The organism is Rhodococcus sp. NPDC127527, assembly GCF_042672245.1.
Classification (GTDB): domain Bacteria; phylum Actinomycetota; class Actinomycetes; order Mycobacteriales; family Mycobacteriaceae; genus Rhodococcus_G.
This window is the reverse complement of the sequence record NZ_JBHXVP010000004.1, coordinates 170,370-194,909: the sequence shown is the minus strand read 5'-3', so window position 1 is coordinate 194,909 and position 24,540 is coordinate 170,370. Positions and strand designations below refer to the sequence as shown.

Here is a 24,540-nt window from a genome sequence, read left to right as displayed (position 1 = left end):
GTGTGCCCTCGACTACTTGCTGGAGCCGAAGCCGCCCAGCAACGAGTCGAGGCTCCCCGCGCCGTTGCCGTTGCCGCCGTCGGGGGCGACGATCACCGAGGCCTGGTCCGAGGAGGCGTTGACGTTGCCGTTTCCGGAGTACTCGGCGGTGACGGTGCTCTGGCCCGCGGCTGCCGGGGTCCACTGGGTGGTGGCGGTGCCGTCGGCCCCGACCTGGGCGGTGCCGACGACGGTGTTGCCGTTCTTGAAGGTGACGGTGCCGCCCGCGTCGGCGGGGTTGACCTTCGCCGTCAGCGTCGTGGCCTTGCCGACGGTGGCTCCGCTGACCGGGCTCAGCGTCGTGGTCGAGTTGGTCGACTGTGCCGGGGCATCGGCGACGCTGACCTGTTGGGTGGTGGTGGATCCCGCGACGCCGTCACGCCCGGAGAAGGTGGCGTGGAGGGTGTGGCTGCCTGCGGTGGCGGGGATCCACTGGTAGATCGCCCTGCCGTCGGCCGGGACGGGGATGGTGGCGAGGGAGGCGCTACCGTCGAGGAGTTCGATCGTGCCACCCGCCGCCGTGGGATTCACGGTGGCAGTGATCGTGGCGGCGCGGCCGACCTGCGCGCCGGTGACCGGGGCGAGGGTGACGGTGGAGTTGGCGTTCTGCTCGGATACCTGAATCGTCAGCGCTGCGGACTGGGATCCGTTGGCGTAGGCGGTGTCCGGGAATCGAGCGGAGAGGGTGTGGCCGCCCTTGACCGCGGGAGTCCAGGCGAGCGTCGCCGTGCCGGTAGCGTCGAGTGAGCCCTGACCGATCTTGGTGGTGGCGTCGTAGAACTCGACGGGGTTGCCTGGTGCGCCGCCGGTGACCGTGGCGGTCAGCGTGGTCGGCTGGCCGACACGAGCGCTGGGCACCGGCGCGAGCGTGGTGGTGGAGGAGTTCTTGGCCATCGTGATGGCGGGGCCCTTGGTGCCGTAGTTGCCGCTGCCGAGGGATCCGCCGTAGTCCATGCCGGTGGCGAGCGCGGTGCCGCGGGGGCAGTTCGAGCCGACCTTGTAGTCGACGCTGAACGTCGGAGACGAGTGGAAGCCCGGGCGGTTCTGGACGACCCAGGAGGTGACGCCCCAGGAGGCGCGGACGTAGCCGGTGCCGTTGCCCTCGTCGGCGTTGACCTCGGGGTTGGCCGGGGAATTGTCCATCTTGGCCGAGCCGGGGACGTAGGTCAGGCAGGACGGGTGCCGGTCCTTGACGTTGTAGATGAATTCGTCGACCCAGCTGGTTCGGTCGAATTTCGTTGTGACCGTGACGGTGTCGCCCTCGGCGGGGGTTGTGTTGCTGACGGTGCGGGTGAACCGGGAGCTGCCGTCGTCCCAGGTGATCGATCCGGGGGCGGCGCCGGCGGTGCCGGCGCCGAGGAGGGCGAGCGCGCCGACCGCGAGCGTGGTTGCCGCACCGGCGGCCACGCCGCGTGTCGTCGATCGTCGTGTCATGGTCTTCCTTCGGTCGTCGTGATGCGACCCCGACGTCGAGGTCGCCGCGTTCGGTGGGGGCGTGTGCTCGGCGCCCGGCGGTCGCGGCGCCGAGCACACAGGTCCGGCCGTCCGTGATGTCGACCGGACGATGGGGCTAGCTGCCGTTCTTGATGACTCGGGTGATGGTGTCGCCGAGGACGTCGCTGACCGAGCCGGTGGAGCTCAGCTGGCCTTCGGCGGAGCCGAGGCCGGCGGCGTCCGTGCTGCCCAGCGCGATCTCGCCCGGGTTCTTGTCGCGCACGGTGAAGCAGGCGTTGAGGTTCTCCCGCCGGATCCCGACGCCGACGGTGCCGCTGACGTCGATGCCGCCGCTGGTGATCGCCACTCCGGTCGCCGCCCCGTTCGGGACCTTGTAGGTGAACTCGGCGGTCACCGAGTTGCCCGAGTTGACGAACCATCCCGTGCTGCTGACCCGCCAGCCGCCGTCGTCGGTCGGCACCGGGGCGACGTCCTCGGTCTGCTGACCCTGGAGGAAGTGGTACGAGGTGACCTTCGCCGAGATGGGTTTGCCGAAGCCTGCCGGGGCGTAATCGCGGATGGTGTTGACGTAGGGGTTACCGATACCCGTGGTCCCGACCTCGATCTTGTAGGTCACGTTGGTGCCGGCGGCGGCCTCCTTGACTGTGACGCTCTTGGCGTAGGTGTGGGTCACCCATACCGTGCTGGCATCGTTCTTGGTGGTGTGGCTGGACTGGTTGCAGACCGGGCCGGCGGCGTTCGCGACGCCCGTTCCGAGGCCGGTCACCAGCAGTCCCGCTGGAAGGACGGACACCGCCGCGAGCGCTGCGAGGCGACGGACCGATTTCGAAGGCATGCGTGTTCCCTCACTTCTGGCTGGGTGCGGTCACGCGGAAGTGGTGACCGTGTGCTCGATTCGTGCCAGGGAAATATGTCCACGGAGAGATGAAGTTCCCCTGGGCGGGTAATTCCTATCACGGAAATCCGACCGGCGGGCGCGAAGTGCGAGAACCGCGGGACCGCATTCTTCGGTGCCGTTACGCAATGTAACGTATTCAATGTAATTCATTAGAGTGCCGTTGATTCGGAATTCGGAATATCCGGGATATTTGGGGGTATCCCCAGTTCAAAGGCATGCTTGATCGGCAGATCTCGGGCACGCGCACGGACCCCGGTGCGGAATTGTAATTCCGTGTCCGGTCCTCGACCGTTGACGCGTATTCGTGCCCGGGGGGTGAATCTCCGTCGGTCGAATGGGGCCGGTGCGTTCCTTGGGGCGGTTCGTCCGCTCCGCGCAGCCGACGACGCAAACACTAGGGCCGGGCGGGTCGGAACGGAAACACGCGTTTCCGGATGGATTGACAACATTCCGTTGTCAGTACGGGATCAGCGTCGGCATCGTGCGTTCGTCGAGGTCCGGTTCCTGCAGTTTCGTGACCAGGTCCGGCCGCGCGTCGCGCACTCGCCGGGCGGTGTCGACGAACGATCGCACCAGCGCCGAGTCGTTGTCGTGCTGCCACGCCACCGTGACCTCGGTCGGCTCGGCGTCGGCGATCGGGACCAGCTTCACGCCGGGGTAGTGGATCCAGCGGGCGCACGCGGCCGTCACCACGATGCCGACGCCGGCCGCCACCTTTTGGTACTCCTCCAGCAGGGTCGTGGAGCGGGACACCACCCGGGCCGGGGCCTCCCCGCGATGCTCGTCGAGCTCCCAGAACGCATTCCACACCGGGTCGGTGCACGCGGCCCCGAGGATCGGCTCCCGGATCAGCTCGGCCACACCGACCGAGGCGCGATCCGCAAGGGGATGGTCGGCGCGGAGCATCACCACCCGAGGCTCGGCGAACAGGCGCTCGAACTCGACGCCCTCCGTCGCGAGCGGACGGCGCGCGAACGCCACATCCACCGATCGGTCCGTCAGCCCGACCGACGGATCGTCGTAGTTGAACTGGCGCATCTCCACCGTCACTCCCGGGTGGCGATCGCGGAAAGCGGACAGGATCGGCTCGGTCAGGATCAGGGCCGCACCCTCCAGGAACCCCAGCACCAGGCGCTCGTGCTCGCTGCGCTGCATCGACCGGGCGCGTTCGGCAGCCTCGTCGAGGGCCGTCAGCAGGGCGCTCGTGTCCTCGAGGAACGCGGCACCGGCCGCGGTCAGGGTGACGCTGCGCGTGGTTCGGATCAGCAGCACCACGTCGAGGGTCTGTTCCAGCTGCTTGATCTGAGCACTGAGGGCCTGCTGCGCGATGTGCAGACGCCGTGCGGCGCGGGTGAAGCTCAACTCCTCGGCGACCGCGACGAAGTACCGCAGCTGACGCGTGTGGAGCTCCATGGCGCGAGTGTATGTCGATCGAGGGCCGCGAGGCGGGGGTCCGCGGCGATCACTGCGGCCAGGGCGGTAGGGGTGGGGCGTCGGCTGCATCGGGCCCCGCACCCCGCCGGTCGGCCTCGGCCCGGGCCAGCTTCAGGCCGCCGTGTTCGAGCGCGGCGAGGTCGGACTGCCCGGACCAGACCTCGCGCCCGCCTCGGCGCACCGTGACCGACATTTGCGCGCCGAGATGCTCGAGTGCGCCGGGGACGTTGCGCCGCTCGGCGGGCAGTGGCACCGGCAGCACGTGCGCGGCGTCGATCGCGCCGTACCCGTCGATCTCGACGCTCCAGCGGCGCCCGCGTCCGCGCAACGTCCAGTGCTCGTCGGTGACGGCGGTGCGGACCGGGGAGATCACCGGGTCACCGAGGCGCACCAACCGGCCGTCCGGCAGTCGCACCACCACCATGGTGACGTCGGTGTGCAGCGCTCCGGCCCGGACCTCGGCACCACCGAAGGCCACACATGCCGCCGGCTCGGCGAACCCCTGGGCCTGCCCCCACCACCAGGATTCGGGGAATCCCGCTCGGCCCCAGTTCTTCTCGGCGTACACCTGGGCCCCGGTCAGGTCCCACCGCTCGTCGCCGAGCACGGCGCTGCCCTCGACCCGGCCGCCGAGCAGCCATGGATGCCAGTACTGGTTGAGTCCCGGAATCGACTGGAGCACACCGGAACCGCCGAACGTCCGGCGCGGCCAGGGTGTCGGATTCGCGATCCGCACGTCGAGCCGGGCGTCCGGACCCAGGTCCACCCGCAGTCGGCCGGGCTCGCCGCGGAACGACTCCCCGGCGACGGCGCCGAGCCGGTCGGGGTCGGCGGCCGCGGCGGGATGCGCGACGGTCCGCAGGAAGCCGTTCGGGTGCCCGGCCAGGCCGAGGGTCGCCCAGGTGCCGTCGGCGGCCCGGTTGACCCCGCACAGTGCGATCACCACGCGACCCGACTCCGGATGGGTCAGTCGCCAGAAGTAGCCCTCCATGGCGACCCCGTGCGCGCACCGCGGATCGCCGAACGGGAGATCGGCCCCGGTACGGCGGTAGGCGTCCAGCAGACGCGACATTCGCCCACCGTAACCCGTGCCGTCCATGCCATCGCCGCAATCGTCGCGTGGCTAAGCGATCGCTTTTTCTCGAGCTCCAATCACCCGATCGACTTGACCATCCGTTCGGCGAGACCGGCATACGCCGTACCCACGGCCTCCGCGGTATGCAGCTCTCGGGAGGGGAACCAGCGGACGGTGTCGATGCACAGGGACAGCACGGACAGTGTCGTCGTGTCCACGCTGTCGACGGCGAACTCGCCTGTCCGGGCCCCTTCCGCGATGATCGCGCGCATCACCTGGACGATCTCCCTCCGCAGGCTTGCCACCTGGGCGCGGTTCTCCTCGGTCAGTGCGCTGCGCTCGTACTGGACGATGCGGCCGGTGGTGTGGTTCTCGGCATGCCAGTACGCGAAGGAGTACACCGCCGCACGCAGGCGTTTCGTTGCCGTACCGCCCGTCGCGGCGCCCGGTTCGAGCGCGGCGAGCGCGGACGCGTGCCCGGCGATGCTCAGCCGCAGCAGCACGTCCTGCTTGGAGTTGAAGTGGATGTACATGGCTGCCGGACTCATCCCGGCGCCCGCGGCGATCTCCCGGGTGGAGGTGCCGTGGTAGCCCTTCGCGGCGAAGGCGTCGCGGGCGGAGTCGAGCAGCCGCTGCTCCGCCTCGATCTTCCCGCGGTCGGCGCCACCGGTGCCGCCCTTCGGCCCGCCCGCTGCTGCTGCCATCGGTCCCACCTCCGTCGCCGAGCGATCGATCGTCGCCGCACAGGCATTGACTTTCTCACATCGTCACCCCAGACTAAGCGAGCGCTTAGCCGTTGACCACATGCCGGAAGGACACCAGGTGGACAGGTCCGTCTACACCGACGATCACGAGCAGTTCCGCAAGTCGCTCCACGACTTCCTCGCGCGGGACGTGGCCCCGCGGGTCGAGGAGTTCGCCGACCGGAAGCTCATCGCCCGCGAGGTGTGGCGGGCGGCGGGCGAGCAGGGACTGCTCGGCCTGGAGATCCCGGAGGAGTACGGCGGCGCGGCCGCGGGCGACTACCGGTTCAACGCCGTCGCGATCGAGGAACTCGCCGCCGTGACGATGGCGCTGGCGTCGAGCCTGAGCATCCACTTCGACGTGGTCACCCCGTACGTCGTCGACCTCGCCTCCGAGGAACAGAAGCGGCAGTGGCTGCCGCGGTTCGCGTCCGGCGAGGCGGTCTCCGCGATCGGCATGACCGAACCGTCCGCGGGCTCCGATCTGGCGAACCTGAAGACCACCGCGGTGCGCGACGGGTCCGACTGGATTCTGAGCGGCTCCAAGACCTTCATCACCAACGGCTACACCGCCGACGTCGTCGTGGTGGCGGCCCGCACCAACCCGGAGCAGCGCTCCAAGGGCATCAGCCTGTTCCTCGTCGACGCCTCGCTGCCGGGGTTCGAGCGGGGCCGCAAGCTGGACAAGGTCGGTCAGCCGGAGGCCGACACCGCCGAGCTGTTCTTCGACGCGGTCCGGCTTCCTGCCGATGCGATCCTCGGCGAGGTCGACCGCGGCTTCGTCGCGATGATGGAGCGTCTGCCCCAGGAGCGCATCGGGGCGGCGGTGTCGAACGTGGCGCACGCCAAGCAGATCCTGCTCGAGACCGTCGACTACGCCAAGGAGCGCAAGGCCTTCGGCACCGCGATCGGGTCGTTCCAGCACAACAAGTTCCTGCTCGCCGAACTCGTCACCAAGATCGAGGTCGCGCAGGCGTACGTCGACGCCGGTGTGGCCGCGCACGCCGACGGCGAGCTCACCGCGGTCGACGCCGCGAAGGCGAAGTGGTGGTCCGCGCAGGTGCAGAACGAGGTGCTCGACCACTGCGTGCAGCTGCACGGCGGCTACGGCTACATGCGCGAGTACCGCGTCGCCCGGGCCTGGATGGACGCCCGGGTCTCGAAGATCTGGGCCGGCTCCAACGAAATCATGAAGGAACTCATCGGGCGCGACCTCGCGCTCTGATCCCCGTCCGGCCCGTCGCGGCCATCGTCCTCCGAAAGGCACACCTGTCCATGACGACAACCGAAACCCAAACCACGACAACGACATCGAACGTCGCGTTCGACTTCACCGGCCAGACCGTCATCGTGACCGGTGCCGCCCGCGGCATCGGACTCGAGATCGGCCGCTTCTTCCACACCGCGGGTGCCAGCGTCTACCTGGTGGACTTCGACGGTGACGCGCTCGACGAGGCGACCGCCGAGGTCGGCTGCCGCGGCGCCGTCGCCGACGTCAGCGACACCGCATCGGTGCAGGCTGTCGTCGACAAGGTCGTCGCCGAGACCGGCCGGATCGACGTGCTGGTCAACAACGCCGGGATCCTGCGCGACCGGGTGCTGTGGAAGCTCACCGACGAGGACTACGAACAGGTGATGGCCGTGCACGCGGGCGGCACCTTCCGATTCACCCGGGCGGCCACCCCGCACTTCCGGGCGCAGCGGCACGGCCGAGTCGTCAACGTCACCTCCTACACCGGGCTGCACGGCAATGTCGGTCAGTCGAACTACGCGATGGCCAAGGCGGGGATCATCGGGTTCACCAAGACCGCGGCGAAGGAACTCGCCGGCTTCGGCGTCACCGTGAACGCGATCTCGCCGAACGCGGAGACCCGCATGATCGCGTCCATCCCGGACGACAAGCGGGCCGAGCTGACCGCACAGATCCCGGCGGGCCGCTTCGCCGATCCGCGCGAGATGGCCGCCGCCGTCGCCTTCCTGGCCTCAGCCGATGCCGGCTACATCACCGGCGCGGTAGTACCCGTGGACGGGGGTATCTCGATATGACGCACTTCGCGGACCTGCAGTCGGTGCGCGCGGCCGCCGGCGCCGATCTCGGCCACAGCGCCTGGATCGACGTGCCGCAGAGCAGAATCGACGCGTTCGCCGAGGCCACCGAGGACCGGCAGTGGATCCACACGGATGCGGTCGCGGCGGCGTCGGGGCCGTTCGGCGTACCGATCGCGCACGGTTACCTCACCCTCTCGCTGCTGTCGGTCTTCCTCGGAGACCTGCTCGTCATCGACGGAGTCGCGATGGCGGTGAACTACGGCCTGAACAAGGTCAGGTTCCCCGCACCTGTCCCTGCCGGCTCCCGCGTCCGCGGGCACGGGCGGCTCGCCGAGGTGGTCGAGATCCCCGGCGGGATCCAGACCACGACGGTGGTGACCGTCGAATGCGAGGGCGCCGCGAAACCGGTGTGCGTCGCCGAAGCCATCGCCCGTTTCCACGACCGCGGCACACCGTAGAGGAGGCACACATCATGGGAGTTCTCGACCGATTCCGGTTGGACGGCAGGGTCGCCGTCGTGACCGGGGCCTCCTCCGGCCTCGGCGTCGCGTTCGCCGTGGCACTCGCGGAGGCCGGCGCGGACGTCGTCCTCGCCGCCCGCCGCCTGGAGAAGATGGAGGAGACGGCCGAACAGGTGCGGCGCGCCGGTCGCGAGGCGCTGTGCGTGCCGACCGACGTCGCCGATCCCGAGCAGGCCCAGCGCCTGATCGACGCCGCGATGGACCGCTTCGGGCGGGTCGACGTGCTCGTCAACAATGCCGGCATCGGCACGGCGCACCCCGCCACCCGGGAAACGCCGGAGCAGTTCCGGCAGGTCATCGACATCAACTTGAGCGGCGCCTACTGGGTCGCGCAGGCGTGTGGTCGGGTCATGCGTCCCGGCTCGGCGATCGTCAACATCGCCAGCATCATCGGCCTGACCACGGCGGCGCTGCCGCAGGCCGCGTACAGCGCCAGCAAGGCGGGATTGATCGGGCTGACCCGCGACCTGGCGCAGCAGTGGGGCAGCCGCAAGGGCATCAGGGTGAACGCGATCGCCCCCGGGTTCTTCAAATCGGAGATGACCGACGAGTACCGCCCCGGATACCTGGACAGTATGGAGCCGCGGCTGGTCATCCCGCGGATGGGCGATCCCGAGGAGCTGGCCGCCAGCGTCGTCTGGTTGGCCTCCGACGCCGCGGGCTACGTCACCGGACAAACCATCGCCGTCGACGGCGGCATCACCATCACGTGACTCGCGGTGGCGGTGACGGTGCCCTTGCGGACGCTGCCCGGGTCAGGCTGTCGGCGTGACGAATTCGGGCTGATCGAGCACGCGCAACCAGCTGCCGTCGGCCTGTCTGCGGGCGACCTGGGCACGGGCTCCCGCGCCGTCGCGCGGGGGAGTGGCGGTCAGCGCGAGCTCGCCGCTGATCAGGGTGGGCAGCGGCGGCTCGGGCACCATCGTCGGGGCGTTCACGATCACCTTCTCCCACAGCCGCCGGATGGCCTCGCGGCCGACGGTCCGGCTGCCGGGCGGGTAGGCCATCACGGCGTCCTCCTCGTAGAGGGCCGCGACGCCGGCCGCGTCGCCCGCGTTGGTGCGCTCGACGAAGAGTCGGGTGAGGTCCTCGGGTCGCATCGCCTTCTCCCGGACGGGGGTGTTCTCGGTCATGGTGGGTCCTCTCGGTGGTCGGTCGACTGCGTCCAGCCTGCGGCCCACCGAGTGAGAAGTCCAACAGATAGTTCTGCTGGATACTAGAATCCAGGGTCATGGAACTGAGGCAGCTCGAGTACCTGATCGCGGTGGCGGAGGAGGCGAGTTTCACCCGCGCCGCCGAGCGGGTGCACATCAGTCAGTCGGGGGTCAGCGCACAGATCCGGCAACTCGAGCGCGAGCTCGGCGCCGCCCTGATCGACCGGTCCAGCCGGACCGCGACACTGACGGCGGCGGGCGAGGCGGCGATCGGGCACGCGCGCGCCGCGCTCGCCTCGGCGGCGGCGATGCGCCGCGCCGTCGACGACGTCTCGGCGGTGGTCCGTGGCCGGCTGGTCGTCGGGATGGTCACCGCGTGCACGGTGACCCCGCTCTTCGACGCCCTCTCCGCGTTCCATCGCGCGCACCCGGGCGTCGAGATCACCCTCGTCGAGGACGGCTCCGACCGCCTCACCGAGCAGGTCCGGTCGGGGTCGATGGACATGGCTCTGATCGGAGCAGCCACGGCAGCACCGAGCGGGCTCGGCGCGCTGCCGATCGTCAGTGAGCGACTCGTCGCCGCGGTCCCGATCGGGCACCCGCTGGCCCGTCGGCGCCGGGTCGCCCTGGCGGACGTCGCACGGTACCCGATCGTGTGCATGCCGCGGGGAACCGGCATCCGAACCGTGCTCGACCAGGCCTGCGCCGCCGCCGGTCTGCGCCCCGACATCGCTCTGCAGGCCAGCGCGCCGGATGCCGTTGCGGACCTTGCCATTCGGGGGCTCGGCGTCGCGATCCTGAGTGAGTCCATGGCGGGCGCGTACCACGGTCGGCTGAACGCGCCGGTCGTCGCGGACGTCGACATCCCCGCCGTGCTGGCCTTGATCTGGTCCGCAACCGAGAGTCCGGCGCTGCGAGAACTGCTGCGGCACAGTCACCGTGCGTTCGCCGGACCCGTCACCGAGGAGGCGCTGTCGTGAATGGACTGTCGATCGCCCGTAGTGATCTCGACCCCTTTGTTGCGCCACACCTGAATTCGTCGGCGCTGCTGGTGATCGACACCCAGCGCGACTTCGTCGACGGTGGTTCGAGCCCGATCTCCGGGACCACCCAGGTGCTGCCCGCGATCGCCGAACTACTCGCGGCGTACCGGGCCGCGGCGCGCCCGATCGTGCACGTGGTCCGACTCTACGAGGGAGCGGACGTCGACCTGGTGCGCCGGTCCGCGATCGAGGCGGGTGCGTCGATGGCCCGGCCGGGCACCGCGGGATCCCAGGTCGTGCCCGAGTTCGCCGTCGACGACCTGGACCCGGACCTGTTGCGTTCGGGCGAACTGCAGCGGGTCGGCGCCACCGAGGTCGTCCTGTTCAAGCCGCGCTGGAGTGCCTTCCACCGCACCGCACTCGAGGCGCACCTGCGCGAACTGGGTGTGGACACCGTCGTTCTCGCCGGCTGCAACTACCCGAACTGCCCGCGCGCCACCGTCTTCGGTGCGAGCGAACGCGACCTGCGGGTGCTGATCGCCTCGGACGCGATCAGCGGAGTCGATGCGCGGCACCTCGACGAGGCGGGCCGGATCGGCGCGGTGCACGGGACGGTCGAGGAGATCGTCGAGCGGTTGGGCTGAACGCGGTCCGCGCCTGTGGCGCAGAATGGTGCGCATGGCAATCCGGGAAACAACAAGTGCCGACGGCACATCCATCGTCTACCGCGTCGACGGCGAGCCCGGTTCCCGGCCGCTGGTGCTCCTGCACGGGTGGGCGCAGTCGCTGCAGTGCTGGGGCGAGGAGGTGCTCGGGGCGTTGGCCGCGAGGTACCGGGTGATCGCGGTGGACCTGCGCGGGCACGGCTACTCCGGCGCCCCCGCGACCGGCTACGACGACTCGACGTTGTGGGCCGCCGACGTCGCCGCGGTGCTCGGCGCCGAGGCGATCGAGTCGGGCGCGGTGCTGCTGGGCTGGTCCTACGGCGGCCTGGTGCTGTGCGACTACCTCGCCGTCCGCGGTGCGGAGGCGGTGGACGGGATCGTGCTCGTGGGGGCCATCACCAGCATCGGTCGAGGGGAGAAGGGCGGTCGGGTCGGTTCGGCCATGCGGGCCGCGGTCCCGGCGGCGATGTCCGAGGATCCTCGCGAGGCGATCCGCGCGCTGGGCAGCTTCGGCACCGCGCTGACCGGGCCGCCGGACGGCAAGGGCGTTGCCTCGCAAGCACTGTTCGGGGCCAGCCTCTCGACGCTTCCGCGGGTGCGCGCCGCCCTGTTCGACCGCGCGGTCGGCCACGACGACCTACTGACCGCACTCGAGGTCCCGGCCCTGGTGCTGCACGGCACCGCGGACACCGTCGTCGACGTGTCGGCGGGCCGGCACGCCGCCGAGCTGATTCCGAAGGCCACCGCCTCCTACTGGGAGGGCTGCGACCACGGCCCGTTCGTCGAGGACCCGCAGCGGTTCGTCGCAGAGGTGACTGGGTTCGTGGACGCGTTGTAGCAATCCGCACCCCGGTTGTACGCGTCGCGCCCGCAATCGAACGCGCGGAATGCACAACCGGGGCGCGGATCGGGCGGGGTGTCAGCGCGTCAGCTCCCAGGACCGCGACGCCGACGCGAGCTTGTCCGGGTTGCGCACCAAGTACACGCCCGACACCAGGCCGTCGGTGACCTCGATCAGCGCCACGAGATCCAGGACGTCCCCGGAGTAGACCAGCGCCGACGGCAGCCCGTTGAACACCCCGACCTCGAGGCGCAGGTCGGGTGGGCCGATCCGGACGAGTCCGGCCATGAACCTGGCCACCTTCTCGCGCCCGACGACGGGCCGTAGTGCGGCGCTGACCTTGCCGCCGCCGTCGGAGATCTCGACGACATCGGGCGCGAGCAGGTCCATCAGGGTCTGGATGTCACCGGTCACGGCGGCGCTGAGGAAGCTGCCCGCGATCTCCTGTGCGGCAGCGGAACTCGGCTCGAACCGCTTGCGCCGGGCGTGCACGTGCGACCGCGCGCGGTGCGCGGTCTGCCGCACCGCCACCTCCGACCGTCCCACGGCCTCGGCCACCTCCCGATGGCTGAATCCGAACACCTCGTGCAGCACGAAGACCACGCGCTCGTCGGGGCTGAGCGTCTCGAGAACCAGCAGCATCGCCATCGACACCGACTCGGCGAGCAGCGCGTCCTCGGACGCGTCGGGTGCGGTCCGGATCGGCTCCGGCAGCCAGCTGCCGGTGTAGTCCTCGCGCCGGCGCTGCACCGTCCGCAGCTGGTTGAGCGACTGGCGGGTGACGATCTGCGCGAGGTAGCCGCGCGGATTGTCGACCGTCGACGGATCCACCTCGGACCAGCGAATGTAGCTCTCCTGCAGCACGTCTTCCGCGTCGGCCGCGCTGCCGAGGATCTCGTACGCGACGGTGAACAGCAGCGGACGGTACTCGGTGAAGACTTCGGCGCCCGTCATGCGGGCACCCCCTGCTCCTCCCTGGCCGGTGCCGGCCCGGAGAGCCAACGGTACGACCCGGCCCGGGCGCCCCTCTTGCTGACGGTCTGCCTGCAGATCTGTTCCTTGACGAACGCACCCATCCGGCCCCGCAACGCCAGCTTCCGCGGGCTGTCGTCGGTGCGGACGAACTGGACCACGCCCGCCCGCCTGCCGAGGCTGACGCACTGCAGCAGGAACCCCATCGACAGCGGCTCGGGGTTCCTCCCGGCCAGCTGCGCGAGGACGGTGTCGGCGCCGTGCGCACCGAGCGGGAGCGCGGCCTGGCAGCTCATCCGGATGTGGCCGGCCACCGCCTCGGGCGGCGCGACCGCGTCGCCGACCCCGACGATCGCCGGGTTGCCGAGGCACACCAGGTTCTCATCGGTGCGCAACCGCCCTCCCGCGTCGACCGGCAGGCCGCTGCGCCGCGCCAGGTCCGGTACCGCGAAGGCGCCCGCCCACACCACGCAGTCCGCGGCCAGGTCGCTCCCGTCCGCCAGCACCACACGATCTGGTTCGATCCGCCGCACCCGGGCGCCCGCTCGCACGTCAACCCCGAGACTGCCGAGGGTCCTCGCCACCGAGCGACGCCCCCGCGGCGCGAGGCCTACCCCGACCGCCCCGGCGGAGGCCAGGCGCACCAGCAGGTCTGGGCGTCGCTCGGCGATCTCCGCGGCCGCCTCGATTCCCGTCAGTCCGCCGCCCACCACGACCACCGTCGCCCCGTCGCTCAGTTCGCGCAGCCGCGTCCGCAGCCGGTCGGCGTCCTCGAACCCGCCCACCGTGAACGCGTGCTCGGCGCCGTCCGGCCCGCCCGCGGTGCCGCTGCCCACCGCGTAGACCAGGTGATCGAAGCCCAGCACCTCGCCGTCGGCGAGCGTCAGTTCGCGTTCCCCGATCAGCTCGACGGACGCCACCCGCACCCGGGCGTCGGGGTGCAGCACCTCGGCGAGGGGGACGGTGGCGGTGCCGCTGTCGGCCGCGTACTGGTGCAACCGGATTCGTTCGACGAAGTCGGCTCGCGGATTGACCACGGTCACGGTGACGCCGGGCGGCCGAGCAGCCAGAATTCGATTCGCCGCCATCACTCCCGCGTATCCCGCACCGACCACGACAACGTGCCTGGGCTGGTTCATCTCGCATCCTCTCGTGACGAATTCGATCTCACACCCCAAGACACCGAAACCGCCGAGGACGTGACATCGCACCGGTGAGACGTGCGACACATTCGAGTCCCGGCGCCGACGGGGCCCGCGGTCGTGCGCGTGCTGCGTCACCGGCCGATCGGCCCGCAAGGCAAGATGGAGTGGTGACGCCAGCACAGAATCACCGGTTGAGACGGGTGGCCGTCCTCTCGGTCCACACCTCGCCCTTGGCGCAGCCGGGTACCGGTGACGCGGGCGGCATGAACGTCTACGTGCTGCAGAGCGCGCTGCAACTGGCGCGCCGCGGCGTCGAGGTGGAGATCTTCACGAGGGCCACCTCCTCCATGGACGCGCCGGTGGTCGAGGCTGCGCCCGGCGTACTGGTACGCAACGTGGTCGCGGGACCGTTCGAGGGACTCGACAAGCACGACCTGCCGACGCAGTTGTGCGCGTTCACGGCGGGGGTGCTGCGCGAGGAGGCGCATCACGAGCCCGGTCACTACGACCTGGTGCACTCGCACTACTGGCTCTCCGGCCAGGTCGGCTGGCTGGCTCGGGACCGCTGGGGGGTGCCGTTGGTGCACACCGCGCACACCCTGGCCGCGGTCAAGAACGCGTCCCTCGCCGACGGTGACACGCCGGAGCCGGTGGCGAGGCAGATCGGCGAGCAGCAGGTGGTCGCGGAGGCGGACCGGCTGGTCACCAACACCGGCGACGAGGCCACCCAGCTGGTCGACATCTACGGCGCCGACCCGAACCGGATCGACGTGGTCGCCCCCGGCGCGGACCTGACCCGCTACCGGCCGGGCGACCGGGGCGCGGCGCGAGCCGAGCTCGGCCTCGACCCGCGCGAGCTGATCGTCACCTTCGTCGGCCGGATCCAGCCCCTCAAGGCGCCCGACGTGCTGCTGCGCGCCGCCGCCGCGCTCAGCGAGCGCGAGCCGTCGCTGCCGCTGCGCGTGGTCGTGGTGGGCGGGCCGTCCGGCACCGGACTCGAGCGACCCGACTCGCTGATCGAGCTGGCCGCGTCGCTGGGCATCGCCGCCCGGGTGACGTTCCTGCCGCCGCAGCCGCCGGATCGGCTGGCCCAGGTGTACCGCGCCTCCGACCTCGTCGCGGTGCCCAGCTACTCCGAGTCCTTCGGGTTGGTCGCTCTCGAGGCGCAGGCCTGCGGCACCCCGGTGGTCGCCGCGGAGGTCGGCGGGCTCGGCGTCGCGGTACGTGGGGGTGAGACCGGACTGCTGGTGCCCGGCCACCGCACCGAGGACTGGGCCGCCGCGCTGGGGTCGCTGCTCACCGACCCGGGTCGGCTCGCCGAGATGTCCCGCAACGCGCCCCGGCACGCCGCGAACTTCTCCTGGGAGCACACCGCGGACGGGCTGCTCGAGAGCTATCACCGCGCCGTCGCCGGCTACCGGCGCAACACCGAACTGACCGCGCGCCGCGGCCGGGGGCTGTGGAAACTGCGACGACTGGGGGGAGTGCGGGCGTGAACGAGACCGCGACCGTGGCCGAGACCGCCACGCTGATCGACACCGAACTCGCCGAGCGGGAACTGGACTACAGCCGCAAGGGCGAGGACCAGTTCGTCGTCGAGCTGCCCGGCGAGCGCAAGCTCAAGACCACCTGCCTGCTGACGGTCGGGGTGCACGGCGTGCGGGTGGAGGCATTCGTCTGTCGTAAACCGGACGAGAACTTCGAGGGCGTCTACAAGTACCTGCTGCGCCGCAACCGGCGTCTCTACGGCGTGCACTACACGATCGACAAGATCGGCGACATCTACCTGGTCGGCCGGATCTCCACCCACGCGGTCACCGGCGCCGAGCTGGACCGGGTGCTCGGGCAGGTGCTCGAGGCCGCCGACGGCGACTTCAACGTGCTGCTCGAGCTGGGTTTCGCGACCTCGATCCGGCGGGAGTGGGACTGGCGGGTGTCGCGGGGCGAGTCGCTGGCGAATCTCCAGCCGTTCACGCACCTGATCGAGCCTTCGCAGCAGAGCGACTGACCGACCCGCACCCGATGAATGGGGGTTCAGTGGTCGGTTTCCCGGCGGAACCGCCCACTGAACCCCCATTCAATGCTTGGTGTGGGGTGGACGATGCACCGGCGGCAGGGTCATCTCGAGACGCACGCCCAGCAGCCTGACCTCCCGCCGGTGATCGAGGCGCTCGGTCAGTGCGGCGGCGGCATCTGCGATCAGATTCGCGTCGAGCGTCGGCTCCGGCAACGGTGCACTGGTCGTGTGCGTGTCGAAGGGCGCGTACCGCACCTTCAGTTCCACCCGCACCGCGGCCCGGCCCTCCCTGCGCAGGTCCTCGGTCACCCGCGCCGCCAGCCGTCGCACCGACGTCGTCACCTCCGCGGGATCGACGAGATTGTGCTGGAAGGTCGTCTCGCGGCTGTGCGAGCGGGCCACCCACGGCTCCGCGGTGACGGCGGTGTCGCCGATCCCGCGACCGAGGCGGCCCAGCCACGGCCCGATCGTCGGGCCGAGCGCGGCCGCGAGGTCCGCGTCCTCGGCGTCGGCCAGCTCCCGGACGGTGTGGATGCCAAGGGCAGCAAGCTTTTTCGCCGTCTTGCTGCCGATGCCCCACAGTGCCGACGTGTCCCGTGCGCCCATCACCTCGAACCAGTTCTCGACGGTCAGCCGGAACAGGCCGCGCGGCTTGCCGAATCCCGTCGCGATCTTCGCACGCAGCTTGTTGTCGCCGATCCCCACCGAGCAGTACAGCGCGGTCGCCTCGAGCACCGCGGCCTGCGCAGTCCGCGCGAACGCCTCCGGGTCGTCGGTCTCCACGCCCAGGAAGGCCTCGTCCCAGCCCAGCACCTCCACGACCGCGTCCAGGCCCCGCAGGGTGTCCATCACCGTCGTGGACACCACCGCGTACGCCGCGCCGTCGACCGGAAGGAACACCGCGTCCGTGACACCGCGGGAGGCGAGGCGCCGCGCGGCCACCCGCAGTGGCATGCCGGAACCGATGCCGTACTCGCGGGCCTCGTACGACGCGGTCGACACCACCGCCCGCTCGGTGGGATCGCCGCGGCCGCCGACGATCACCGGCAGGCCCCGCAGCTCCGGCCTGCGCAGCACCTCGACCGCCGCGACGAACTGGTCGAGGTCGAGGTGCAGCACCCACCGACGGCGTGTACCCATCCACACAGTCTGCGTCCGGGGCCTGTCCCGCGTGTGGCGCATGTCAGGATTGTGGGCATGAGTACCGGAACCCTTGTGCTGCTCCGCCACGGCGAGAGTGAATGGAACGCGATGAACCTGTTCACCGGATGGGTGGACGTGCCACTGACCGACAAGGGCATCGGTGAGGGCAAGCGCGCGGGCAAGCTCCTCAAGGAGCACGACCTGTTGCCCGACGTGCTGTACACCTCGGTCCTGCGCCGGGCGATCAGCACCGCGAACATCGCCCTCGACGAGGCCGACCGGCACTGGATCCCGGTCGTGCGGGACTGGCGGCTCAACGAGCGGCACTACGGCGCACTGCAGGGCAAGAACAAGGCGCAGACCAAGGCCGAGTACGGCGACGAGCAGTTCATGCTGTGGCGCCGCAGCTACGACACCCCGCCGCCGCCGATCGAGGCCGGCAGCACCTACAGCCAGGACGCCGACCAGCGCTACGCCGGTCTCGACGAGGTCCCGCTGACCGAGTGCCTGCTCGACGTCGTCAAGCGGCTGATCCCGTACTGGGAGGACACCATCTCCAAGGACCTGCTCGCCGGCAAGACGGTCCTGATCACCGCGCACGGCAACTCGCTGCGCGCGCTGGTCAAGCACCTCGACGGGATCTCCGACGAGGACATCGCCGGACTGAACATCCCCACCGGCATCCCGTTGCGGTACGACCTCGACGAGAACCTCCAGCCGCTGAACCGGGGCGGCACCTACCTCGATCCCGAGGCCGCCGCGGCCGGTGCCGCCGCGGTCGCCAACCAGGGCGCCAAGTAGCACCACTCGCATCCTCGGCCCGGCCCCGCACCCGCGGGAGCCGGGCCGCGGTCTTTCGAGTCGAACTGCAGGTGAACAGGCGGGAAACGGGGTCCGGCGGGCCCGTGACGTGCTGTGAAATGCCTCAACCCAGCGCCGGCCCGGGTTTTCGCGGCCGTACGATTCTGGTGTGAGTGTTGTTCAGGCCGTCATGCTGGCCCTGGTCGCCGCCGTCGGCGGCTACCTGGTCGGCGGTGTCCTGATCCCGCAGATCAAGAGCAGATACAGCAGGCGGGAATCCGAGCAGGCCGGGCTGACCATGTCCCAGGTGCTCGACCTGATCGTGCTGGCCTCCCGCAGCGGCATCGCCGTCGTCGACCGCTTCCACGACGTCGTCCTGTTCAACCCGCGCGCCGAGGAACTGGGTCTGGTCCACAACCGGACCGTCGAGCCGCGCGCGTGGGCGGCCGCCAACCAGGTGCTCGACACTGGGGAGCCCGTCGAGGTGGACCTGAGCATCAAGAGCCCGGTCCGGGGTCGGGGCAAGATCGCGGTCCGCGGCCTGGCCCGACTGCTCAGCGAGGAGGACCGCCGGTTCGTGGTCCTGTTCGCCGACGACGACTCCGAACAGGTTCGGATGGAGGCCACCCGCCGCGATTTCGTCGCCAACGTCAGCCACGAGCTCAAGACCCCGGTCGGGGCGATGGGGCTGCTGGCCGAGGCGCTGCTCGAGTCGGCCGACGACCCGGAGTCGGTCCGCCACTTCGGCGAGCGGGTGCTCGGCGAGTCCAAGCGGCTCGGGAACATGGTCGGCGAACTGATCGCGCTGTCCCGGCTGACCGGCGCCGAGAAACTGCCCGACCTCGAACCGGTCGACGTCGACGAGGTGATCGACGAGGCGCTGCGCCGCTCCAAGGTCACCGCAGAGACCGCCGGGATCACCGTGACCACCGATCGTCCCAGCGGGCTCGAGGTTCTCGGCGACCGCGCGCTCCTGGTCACGGCGCTGTCCAACCTCGTGCAGAACGCGATCGCGTACTCCGCAGAGGGGTCACCGGTGACGGTGAGCCGGTCCCTTCGCGGCGACGAGGTGGCCTTCGCCGTCACCGACCGAGGCATCGGCATCGCGAAGGAGGACCAGGAGCGGGTGTTCGAGCGCTTCTTCCGGGTGGACAAGGCCCGCGCTCGCTCGACCGGCGGCACCGGGTTGGGCCTGGCGATCGCCAAGCACATCGCCGCCAACCACAACGGTTCCATCACGCTGTGGAGCAAGCCCGGCACCGGGTCCACGTTCACCCTGCTGGTACCCGCCCACTTCGAACCGGACGACGAGCCGGGCGAAGCGCCGCCCGCGACCACAGTGTCCGGCTTCGGCACGACCGCTTCACCAGTGAAAACCGCATCTACAACGCACACAGTGCGGCCCGCAACGGCCGCGACGAGTATGGAGGCCAACCGGTGACGAATGTGTTGATCGTGGAGGACGAGGAGTCGCTGGCCGACCCGCTGGCGTTCCTGCTCCGCAAGGAGGGCTTCGAAACCACCGTGGTGTCGGACGGACCGTCCGCCCTCGCGGAGTTCGACCGCTCCGGGGCGGACATCGTCCTGCTCGACCTGATGCTGCCCGGGATGAGCGGCACCGACGTGTGCAAGCAGTTGCGCGCCCGGTCCGGGGTCCCCGTGATCATGGTGACCGCCCGCGACAGCGAGATCGACAAGGTCGTCGGACTCGAACTCGGTGCCGACGACTACGTCACCAAGCCGTACTCGGCCCGCGAGCTGATCGCCCGGATCCGGGCAGTGCTGCGCCGCGGCGCGGACAACGACGCCGAGGCCGCGCTCAGCGACGGCGTGCTCGAGGCGGGGCCGGTTCGGATGGATGTGGACCGGCACATCGTGCTGGTCGGGGGTGAGACCGTCACCCTGCCGCTCAAGGAGTTCGACCTGCTCGAGTACCTGCTGCGCAACTCGGGCCGGGTGCTGACCCGCGGCCAGCTCATCGACCGGGTGTGGGGTGCGGACTACGTCGGCGACACCAAGACCCTCGACGTGCACGTCAAGCGGTTGCGGTCGAAGATCGAGGCGGACCCGGCGAAGCCCGAGCACCTCGTCACCGTGCGTGGTCTCGGCTACAAGCTGGAGGGCTGACACCGCCCGCCCGGCGTCGAGTCGAAGCGTTGAATGGGGGTTCATGGTTCGGTTCCGACCCGGAACTCGACCGTGAACCCCCATTCAACGCATGCGGGGGGAGAGGGGTCAGGCGTGCGGCGTGCCGGTCCGGGCCGCGGCCTTCGCCTCGCGGGCCGCCGCGGTCGCCGGGTGCACGGCGATCAGGCCAAGTCCGGCCCGGCGACGGCAGTGCTTGACCAGTTCCTCGTACGCGGGCGCCCCGAGCAGTTCGGTCAGCTCGGGGCCGTAGCTCTGCCACACCGGCTTGGTGCCGACGTGTGCGTCCGGCGAGCCGGAGCAGTACCAGTGCAGCTCCTCACCGCCCTCGCCCCAGCCGCGGCGGTCGTACTCGGTGATGGTGGTCTTGAGGATCTGCTCGCCGTCCGGGCGTTCGACCCAGTCCTGGGTCCGGCGGATCGGCAGCTGCCAGCACACGTCCGGCTTCACCTCGAGCGGCTCGATGCCCTTGCGCAACGCCATCGAGTGCAGCGCGCAGCCGATCCCGCCCTCGAAACCCGGACGGTTGAGGAAGATGCACGCGCCCTTGTACCGCCGCGTCCGCAGCGCGGGCTCGTCGTCGAGGTCGTCCTCCTCGACGTAGCCCTTCTTTCCGAGGCCCTTGTCCATGAACTGCCAGTCCCGCGGAGTGAGCATCATCACCGACCGATCGAGCTTGTCCCGGTCGTCGGCGTCGGAGAGGAAGGCGCCGTGCGAACAGCAGCCGTCGTCGGGCCGGTCCGCCACGGTGCCCTGGCAGGCGGGGGTGCCGAACACGCAGGTCCAGCGCGAAAGCAGCCACGTCAGGTCCGCGACGATGACGTGCTCCGCGTTCGACGGGTCGACGAATTCGATCCATTCGCGCGGGAAGTCGAGGGCCACTTCGGGCGTCGGAGTCATCTTCTCCGAGGACGGGGTATTGCCTGCTGTCACAGTGCCCGACGGTAGACCCAGTACCGTGGTCACGTGCGATTAGGGGTACTCGACGTCGGAAGCAACACCGTCCACCTCCTCGTGGTGGACGCCCACAGGGGTGCGCATCCCACGCCGATGAGCTCGACCAAGTCCACACTGCGGCTGGCCGAGAACACCGACGACAACGGCGACATCACGAAGACGGGCGGCGATCGGCTGGTCGCCGCCGTCGGCGACTTCGCGTCCATCGCGGCCTCGTCGGGCTGCGGGGAGCTGATGGCGTTCGCGACCTCCGCGGTGCGCGACGCGAACAACTCCGAGTCGGTGCTGGCCCGGGTCCGGGCCGAGACCGGCGTCAACCTCGAGGTGCTGTCCGGGGTCGACGAGGCGCGGCTGACCTTCCTCGCGGTGCGCCGTTGGTACGGCTGGAGCGCCGGTCGCATCATGAACTTCGACATCGGCGGTGGTTCGCTGGAACTGACCTCCGGCGGCGACGAGGATCCGGACGTCGCGTTCTCGCTGCAGCTCGGCGCGGGCCGCCTGACCCGGGACTGGCTGCAGGGCGACCCGCCCGGCAAGCGGCGGGTCGCGGTGCTGCGTGACTGGCTCGACGCCGAACTCGTGGAGCCGGCCAAGGCGCTGCGCGCGGCAGGCACGCCGGACCGGATCGTCGGAACGTCCAAGACCTTCCGATCGCTGGCGCGACTCACCGGCGCCGCGCCCTCCGCCGCGGGACCGCGTGTGCAGAGGACACTGACGGCGAGCGGTTTGCGTCAACTGATCGCGTTCATCTCGCGGATGACGGCGGCCGACCGCGCAGAATTGGAAGGCGTGAGCGCCGACCGGTCGCAGCAGATCGTCGCCGGCGCACTGATTGCGGAGGCGAGCATGCGGGCACTGTCGGTCGATTCCCTCGAGATCTGCCCCTGGGCGCTGCGGGAAGGCCTGATCCTGCGCAAACTGGATACCGAGATGGGCGGAGAATTGGTGGTGACGAGATGAGCGAGGGTTCGGAGAACACCGGTCAGATCTCGGTCGCGGAGCTGCTCGCCCGCAACGGCCAACAGGTCGAGTCGCGCGGTGGCCGTCGGCGGCGGGGCGTCGCCGGGGGAATCAGCGTGGCGGAGCTGACCGGTGACATCCCGGTGATCAGGGACAGGGTCACCGACCGGTCGTTGCCGGAGCCGACGCCCGAACCCGCGCCCACGCCGCCCGCGCCCGCGCCCACGCCGCTCCCCACCCCGCCCGCGCCCGCCGCCGAGGTCACGCCCGCGCCTGCCGCGTCGAAGCTCGGCGCGTTCGCACCGCTGGCGGACACGCCGTCGCAGTTCCGCACCCCCGCGGCGCCGAGCGTCGAGCCGTCGACACCCTCTCCGGCCCTGCCGTCGCAGTATCAGGCGACGCCCGAGGTGGTCGACCACACGCAGCACATCCCCGCGCTGCGGCGCGCGGTCCTGGCGAAAGCGGATGCGGATCGCAAGGCCGCCGCCGCCCGCACGGCAGGCCAGGGCACGGCGACGCCCGAGCCCACGGCGTCGACCGGGCCGAAGACCCAGGCGATGGGGGCGGCCACCTTCGGTGCCGCCATCACGCCCGCGGCGCCCAAGTCCCCCGCGGCGCCCAAGTCTCCTGCCGCGCCCAAGCCTTCCGCCGCGCCAAAGGAAGCCGAGAAGCCCGCGGTTCGGGCCGGTTTCGTTCCCTACACCGGATCCGTGGTCCGCGAGCCGGCGCTGCTGTCGGGATCGTCCAGCCTCGAGGGCGACCTGATGCGGCAGGCCAGTGAGCGCACCGTCCGCAGCGAGACTCTCGACGAGGCGAGGGCGCTGGTGCACACCACAGGCGAGTTCCCGCGCATCACCGACACCCCGCGCCGCGAGGTTCCCGCACCCGTCGACGACCAGGTCTCCGACGCCGCGACCGAGCCGGACGAGGACGTCGACCTGCCGGCCGCCGAGGGGAGCGCCACCCGCCAGTGGGCGGTACTCGCGGGGCAGGCCGTCGTCGCGATCGTGGCGGGCGCGCTGCTGTTCAAGGGCTTCGAGAAGCTGTGGGAGTCACTGCCCTGGGTGGCGCTCGTCCTGGCCGTGCTGGTCATCGCGGGCCTGGTCGCGGTGGTCCGCATCCTGCGGCAGACCGAGGACATCCTGAGCCTGCTGATCGCGGTGATCGTCGGCGTCTTCGTCACCATCGGTCCGCTCGTATTCGTGCTCAGCTCGAGCTGACGGAGGCACGGTGGCCCGCGACGGCGCACGGAGGATTCTGGTCGGGCTCTCGACGGCGTCGGTGTACCCGCAGAACACCGAGGCGGCGTTCGAGTTCGCCGCGGAGCTGGGCTACGACGGCATCGAGCTGATGGTGTGGGCCGAGTCAGTGAGCCAGGACATGAGGGCGGTGCAGGCGCTGGTCCGCAAGTACGCGGTCCCGGTTCAGGCGGTGCACGCGCCGTGCCTGCTGATCTCCCAGCGGGTGTGGGGCGCGGACCCGGTCGCCAAGCTGGAGAAGTCGGTGCGCGCGGCCGAGACGCTCGGCGCACGGACCGTGGTGGTCCACCCGCCGTTCCGCTGGCAGCGTCGCTACGCGGACGGTTTCGCCGACCAGGTGCGTGATCTCGAGGAGCGCAGCGACGTGGCGGTCGCGGTGGAGAACATGTTTCCGATGCGGGCCGACCGGTTCTGGGGTCGTAAGGCGCGCTCGGCGGAGCGACTGGAGAAGCGCGGCGGTCCCGGCCCTGGGCTGTCCGCGTTCGCGCCCTCCTACGACCCGACCGACACCGGCCACGAGCACTACACGCTCGACCTGTCGCACACGGCGACCGCGGGGATGGACGCGATCGAACTCGCGGACCGGATGGGCCGCGGCCTGACGCATCTGCACCTCGCGGACGGGCGCGGTGCCTCGGTCGACGAGCATCTCATTCCCGGGCACGGCACGCAGCCCTGCGCGCAGGTGTGCCGACACCTGGTCGCGTCGGGGTTCGACGGGCAGGCGGTGCTCGAGATCAACACCCAGAACGCCCGCACCCGTGCCGAGCGGGCGTCGATGCTGGCCCAGTCGCTCAGCTTCGCGCGCGAACACCTCTCCTGACCGGTCGGATCAGAGACCGGAGACGCCCGCGGCGATCACCGAGACTCCCGCGACCACCACTCCGAGCACCAGGACGGCGAACCCGGCCCACACCGAGCGGATCCACCCGTTGGGGCGCTGGGGGTCGGTGCCGAGTACCGAGAAGAAGAAGCCGGCCGGGACGAAGATCGCCGCGCAGAGCACCAGGATCGAGCCGACGGCCGACCACACGGGGCCGACACCGGCCGCCTGGGTGAGCAGCGCGACCACCAGTCCCAGGGTGACGAGCACGCCCGCGTGCGCATGGCCGGCCCGGAACATGGTCTTCTGCAGTGCGTTGGCGCCCTGCGCGCCGCTGACGATTCGCAGCATGAAGGTGCCGCCGAACGCGATCCCCACGACGGTGAGCAGGGTGATGCCGACGACGAGAGTGAGTACGGGATCCATGGCGGGCTCCTCGGTGGTGGACTCCTACGGATTGG

The 24,540-nt window shown here is 70.5% G+C and carries 26 protein-coding genes; 15 read left to right on the top strand and 11 right to left on the bottom strand.

What is annotated here, in order from left to right; all coding sequences use genetic code 11:
* Positions 1 to 12: 12 nt before the first annotated feature.
* The 5 genes from ACFVH2_RS09540 to ACFVH2_RS09520 form a co-directional block, all read right to left on the bottom strand.
* The gene (locus ACFVH2_RS09540) at positions 13 to 1,473 is read right to left on the bottom strand and encodes an Ig-like domain-containing protein (protein ID WP_378421854.1); all 1,461 of its coding nucleotides are present in this window, start codon (positions 1,471 to 1,473) and stop codon (positions 13 to 15) included.
* A gap of 136 nt (positions 1,474 to 1,609) precedes the next feature.
* On the bottom strand, positions 1,610 to 2,329 hold the full coding sequence (locus ACFVH2_RS09535) for a hypothetical protein (protein ID WP_378421852.1): 720 nt from the start codon (positions 2,327 to 2,329) through the stop codon (positions 1,610 to 1,612).
* Between the two features lie 519 nt (positions 2,330 to 2,848).
* Entirely contained in the window at positions 2,849 to 3,805 is a 957-nt protein-coding gene (locus ACFVH2_RS09530; protein ID WP_378421850.1) for a LysR family transcriptional regulator, read from the bottom strand.
* 49 nt (positions 3,806 to 3,854) lie between these two features.
* Positions 3,855 to 4,898: a tocopherol cyclase family protein gene (locus ACFVH2_RS09525; protein ID WP_378421848.1), complete on the bottom strand. Its 1,044-nt coding sequence runs from the start codon at positions 4,896 to 4,898 to the stop codon at positions 3,855 to 3,857.
* A gap of 80 nt (positions 4,899 to 4,978) precedes the next feature.
* Complete coding sequence (locus tag ACFVH2_RS09520; RefSeq protein WP_378421846.1) at positions 4,979 to 5,605, bottom strand: TetR/AcrR family transcriptional regulator; 627 nt, start codon at positions 5,603 to 5,605, stop codon at positions 4,979 to 4,981.
* A 118-nt stretch (positions 5,606 to 5,723) separates the two neighbouring features.
* Here ACFVH2_RS09520 and ACFVH2_RS09515 point away from each other — a divergent pair, with 118 nt between their 5' ends.
* Genes ACFVH2_RS09515 through ACFVH2_RS09500 form a run of 4 tightly spaced genes read left to right on the top strand, consistent with a single transcriptional unit; the run spans position 5,724 to position 8,927 of the window.
* Positions 5,724 to 6,869, top strand: a complete 1,146-nt coding sequence (locus tag ACFVH2_RS09515; RefSeq protein ID WP_378421844.1) for an acyl-CoA dehydrogenase family protein — start codon at positions 5,724 to 5,726, stop codon at positions 6,867 to 6,869.
* A 50-nt stretch (positions 6,870 to 6,919) separates the two neighbouring features.
* Positions 6,920 to 7,690, top strand: coding sequence for an SDR family oxidoreductase (locus ACFVH2_RS09510; protein WP_378421842.1), 771 nt, complete (start codon positions 6,920 to 6,922; stop codon positions 7,688 to 7,690).
* Complete coding sequence (locus ACFVH2_RS09505) at positions 7,687 to 8,151, top strand: MaoC family dehydratase (protein WP_378421840.1); 465 nt, start codon at positions 7,687 to 7,689, stop codon at positions 8,149 to 8,151. The genes ACFVH2_RS09510 and ACFVH2_RS09505 overlap by 4 nt, the downstream gene beginning before the upstream one ends.
* Positions 8,152 to 8,165: 14 nt before the next feature.
* A complete protein-coding gene (locus ACFVH2_RS09500) occupies positions 8,166 to 8,927 on the top strand; it encodes an SDR family NAD(P)-dependent oxidoreductase (RefSeq protein ID WP_378421838.1) in 762 nt (253 codons plus the stop codon).
* Between the two features lie 42 nt (positions 8,928 to 8,969).
* Here the strand turns inward: ACFVH2_RS09500 and ACFVH2_RS09495 are convergent, their stop codons facing one another.
* Positions 8,970 to 9,347 (bottom strand): YybH family protein, encoded by a 378-nt coding sequence (locus tag ACFVH2_RS09495; RefSeq protein WP_378421836.1) that lies wholly within the window; start codon positions 9,345 to 9,347, stop codon positions 8,970 to 8,972.
* Between the two features lie 98 nt (positions 9,348 to 9,445).
* Between ACFVH2_RS09495 and ACFVH2_RS09490 the strand changes: the two genes are divergently transcribed.
* From ACFVH2_RS09490 to ACFVH2_RS09480, 3 genes are read left to right on the top strand one after another with little or no spacing between them, the layout of a single operon-like run.
* A complete protein-coding gene (locus ACFVH2_RS09490; RefSeq protein WP_378421834.1) occupies positions 9,446 to 10,348 on the top strand; it encodes a LysR family transcriptional regulator in 903 nt (300 codons plus the stop codon).
* Positions 10,345 to 10,995 (top strand): cysteine hydrolase family protein, encoded by a 651-nt coding sequence (locus tag ACFVH2_RS09485; protein ID WP_378421832.1) that lies wholly within the window; start codon positions 10,345 to 10,347, stop codon positions 10,993 to 10,995. The genes ACFVH2_RS09490 and ACFVH2_RS09485 overlap by 4 nt, the downstream gene beginning before the upstream one ends.
* Positions 10,996 to 11,029: 34 nt before the next feature.
* On the top strand, positions 11,030 to 11,854 hold the full coding sequence (locus ACFVH2_RS09480) for an alpha/beta fold hydrolase (protein WP_378421830.1): 825 nt from the start codon (positions 11,030 to 11,032) through the stop codon (positions 11,852 to 11,854).
* An 81-nt stretch (positions 11,855 to 11,935) separates the two neighbouring features.
* On the opposite strand, the gene ACFVH2_RS09475 is transcribed toward ACFVH2_RS09480, so the two are convergent.
* Both ACFVH2_RS09475 and ACFVH2_RS09470 read right to left on the bottom strand, forming a co-directional pair.
* A complete protein-coding gene (locus ACFVH2_RS09475; protein ID WP_378421828.1) occupies positions 11,936 to 12,811 on the bottom strand; it encodes an RNA polymerase sigma-70 factor in 876 nt (291 codons plus the stop codon).
* Entirely contained in the window at positions 12,808 to 13,968 is a 1,161-nt protein-coding gene (locus tag ACFVH2_RS09470) for an NAD(P)/FAD-dependent oxidoreductase (protein WP_378421826.1), read from the bottom strand. Before ACFVH2_RS09470 ends, ACFVH2_RS09475 begins: the two co-directional genes overlap by 4 nt.
* A gap of 170 nt (positions 13,969 to 14,138) precedes the next feature.
* Here ACFVH2_RS09470 and mshA point away from each other — a divergent pair, with 170 nt between their 5' ends.
* Positions 14,139 to 15,470, top strand: a complete 1,332-nt coding sequence (gene mshA, locus ACFVH2_RS09465) for a D-inositol-3-phosphate glycosyltransferase (RefSeq protein ID WP_378421824.1) — start codon at positions 14,139 to 14,141, stop codon at positions 15,468 to 15,470.
* A complete protein-coding gene (locus ACFVH2_RS09460; RefSeq protein ID WP_378421822.1) occupies positions 15,467 to 15,982 on the top strand; it encodes a YbjN domain-containing protein in 516 nt (171 codons plus the stop codon). The genes mshA and ACFVH2_RS09460 overlap by 4 nt, the downstream gene beginning before the upstream one ends.
* A 69-nt stretch (positions 15,983 to 16,051) precedes the next feature.
* Here the strand turns inward: ACFVH2_RS09460 and ACFVH2_RS09455 are convergent, their stop codons facing one another.
* Entirely contained in the window at positions 16,052 to 17,131 is a 1,080-nt protein-coding gene (locus ACFVH2_RS09455; protein WP_378421820.1) for a DNA polymerase IV, read from the bottom strand.
* A 48-nt stretch (positions 17,132 to 17,179) separates the two neighbouring features.
* Here ACFVH2_RS09455 and ACFVH2_RS09450 point away from each other — a divergent pair, with 48 nt between their 5' ends.
* From ACFVH2_RS09450 to ACFVH2_RS09440, 3 genes are all read left to right on the top strand, one after another.
* Positions 17,180 to 17,935 (top strand): phosphoglyceromutase, encoded by a 756-nt coding sequence (locus ACFVH2_RS09450; protein WP_378422184.1) that lies wholly within the window; start codon positions 17,180 to 17,182, stop codon positions 17,933 to 17,935.
* A 169-nt stretch (positions 17,936 to 18,104) separates the two neighbouring features.
* Entirely contained in the window at positions 18,105 to 19,376 is a 1,272-nt protein-coding gene (locus tag ACFVH2_RS09445) for a sensor histidine kinase (RefSeq protein ID WP_378421818.1), read from the top strand.
* A complete protein-coding gene (locus ACFVH2_RS09440) occupies positions 19,373 to 20,062 on the top strand; it encodes a winged helix-turn-helix domain-containing protein (protein ID WP_378421816.1) in 690 nt (229 codons plus the stop codon). The genes ACFVH2_RS09445 and ACFVH2_RS09440 overlap by 4 nt, the downstream gene beginning before the upstream one ends.
* Positions 20,063 to 20,170: 108 nt before the next feature.
* On the opposite strand, the gene ACFVH2_RS09435 is transcribed toward ACFVH2_RS09440, so the two are convergent.
* Positions 20,171 to 20,980 (bottom strand): hypothetical protein, encoded by an 810-nt coding sequence (locus ACFVH2_RS09435; protein WP_378422182.1) that lies wholly within the window; start codon positions 20,978 to 20,980, stop codon positions 20,171 to 20,173.
* 66 nt (positions 20,981 to 21,046) lie between these two features.
* Here ACFVH2_RS09435 and ACFVH2_RS09430 point away from each other — a divergent pair, with 66 nt between their 5' ends.
* From ACFVH2_RS09430 to ACFVH2_RS09420, 3 genes are read left to right on the top strand one after another with little or no spacing between them, the layout of a single operon-like run.
* Entirely contained in the window at positions 21,047 to 21,997 is a 951-nt protein-coding gene (locus tag ACFVH2_RS09430; RefSeq protein ID WP_378421814.1) for a hypothetical protein, read from the top strand.
* Positions 21,994 to 23,217, top strand: coding sequence for a hypothetical protein (locus ACFVH2_RS09425; protein WP_378421812.1), 1,224 nt, complete (start codon positions 21,994 to 21,996; stop codon positions 23,215 to 23,217). Before ACFVH2_RS09430 ends, ACFVH2_RS09425 begins: the two co-directional genes overlap by 4 nt.
* Before the next feature lie 10 nt (positions 23,218 to 23,227).
* Entirely contained in the window at positions 23,228 to 24,079 is an 852-nt protein-coding gene (locus ACFVH2_RS09420) for a sugar phosphate isomerase/epimerase family protein (protein ID WP_378421810.1), read from the top strand.
* A 9-nt stretch (positions 24,080 to 24,088) separates the two neighbouring features.
* On the opposite strand, the gene ACFVH2_RS09415 is transcribed toward ACFVH2_RS09420, so the two are convergent.
* Positions 24,089 to 24,505, bottom strand: coding sequence for a hypothetical protein (locus tag ACFVH2_RS09415; RefSeq protein ID WP_378421808.1), 417 nt, complete (start codon positions 24,503 to 24,505; stop codon positions 24,089 to 24,091).
* Positions 24,506 to 24,540 lie beyond the last annotated feature (35 nt).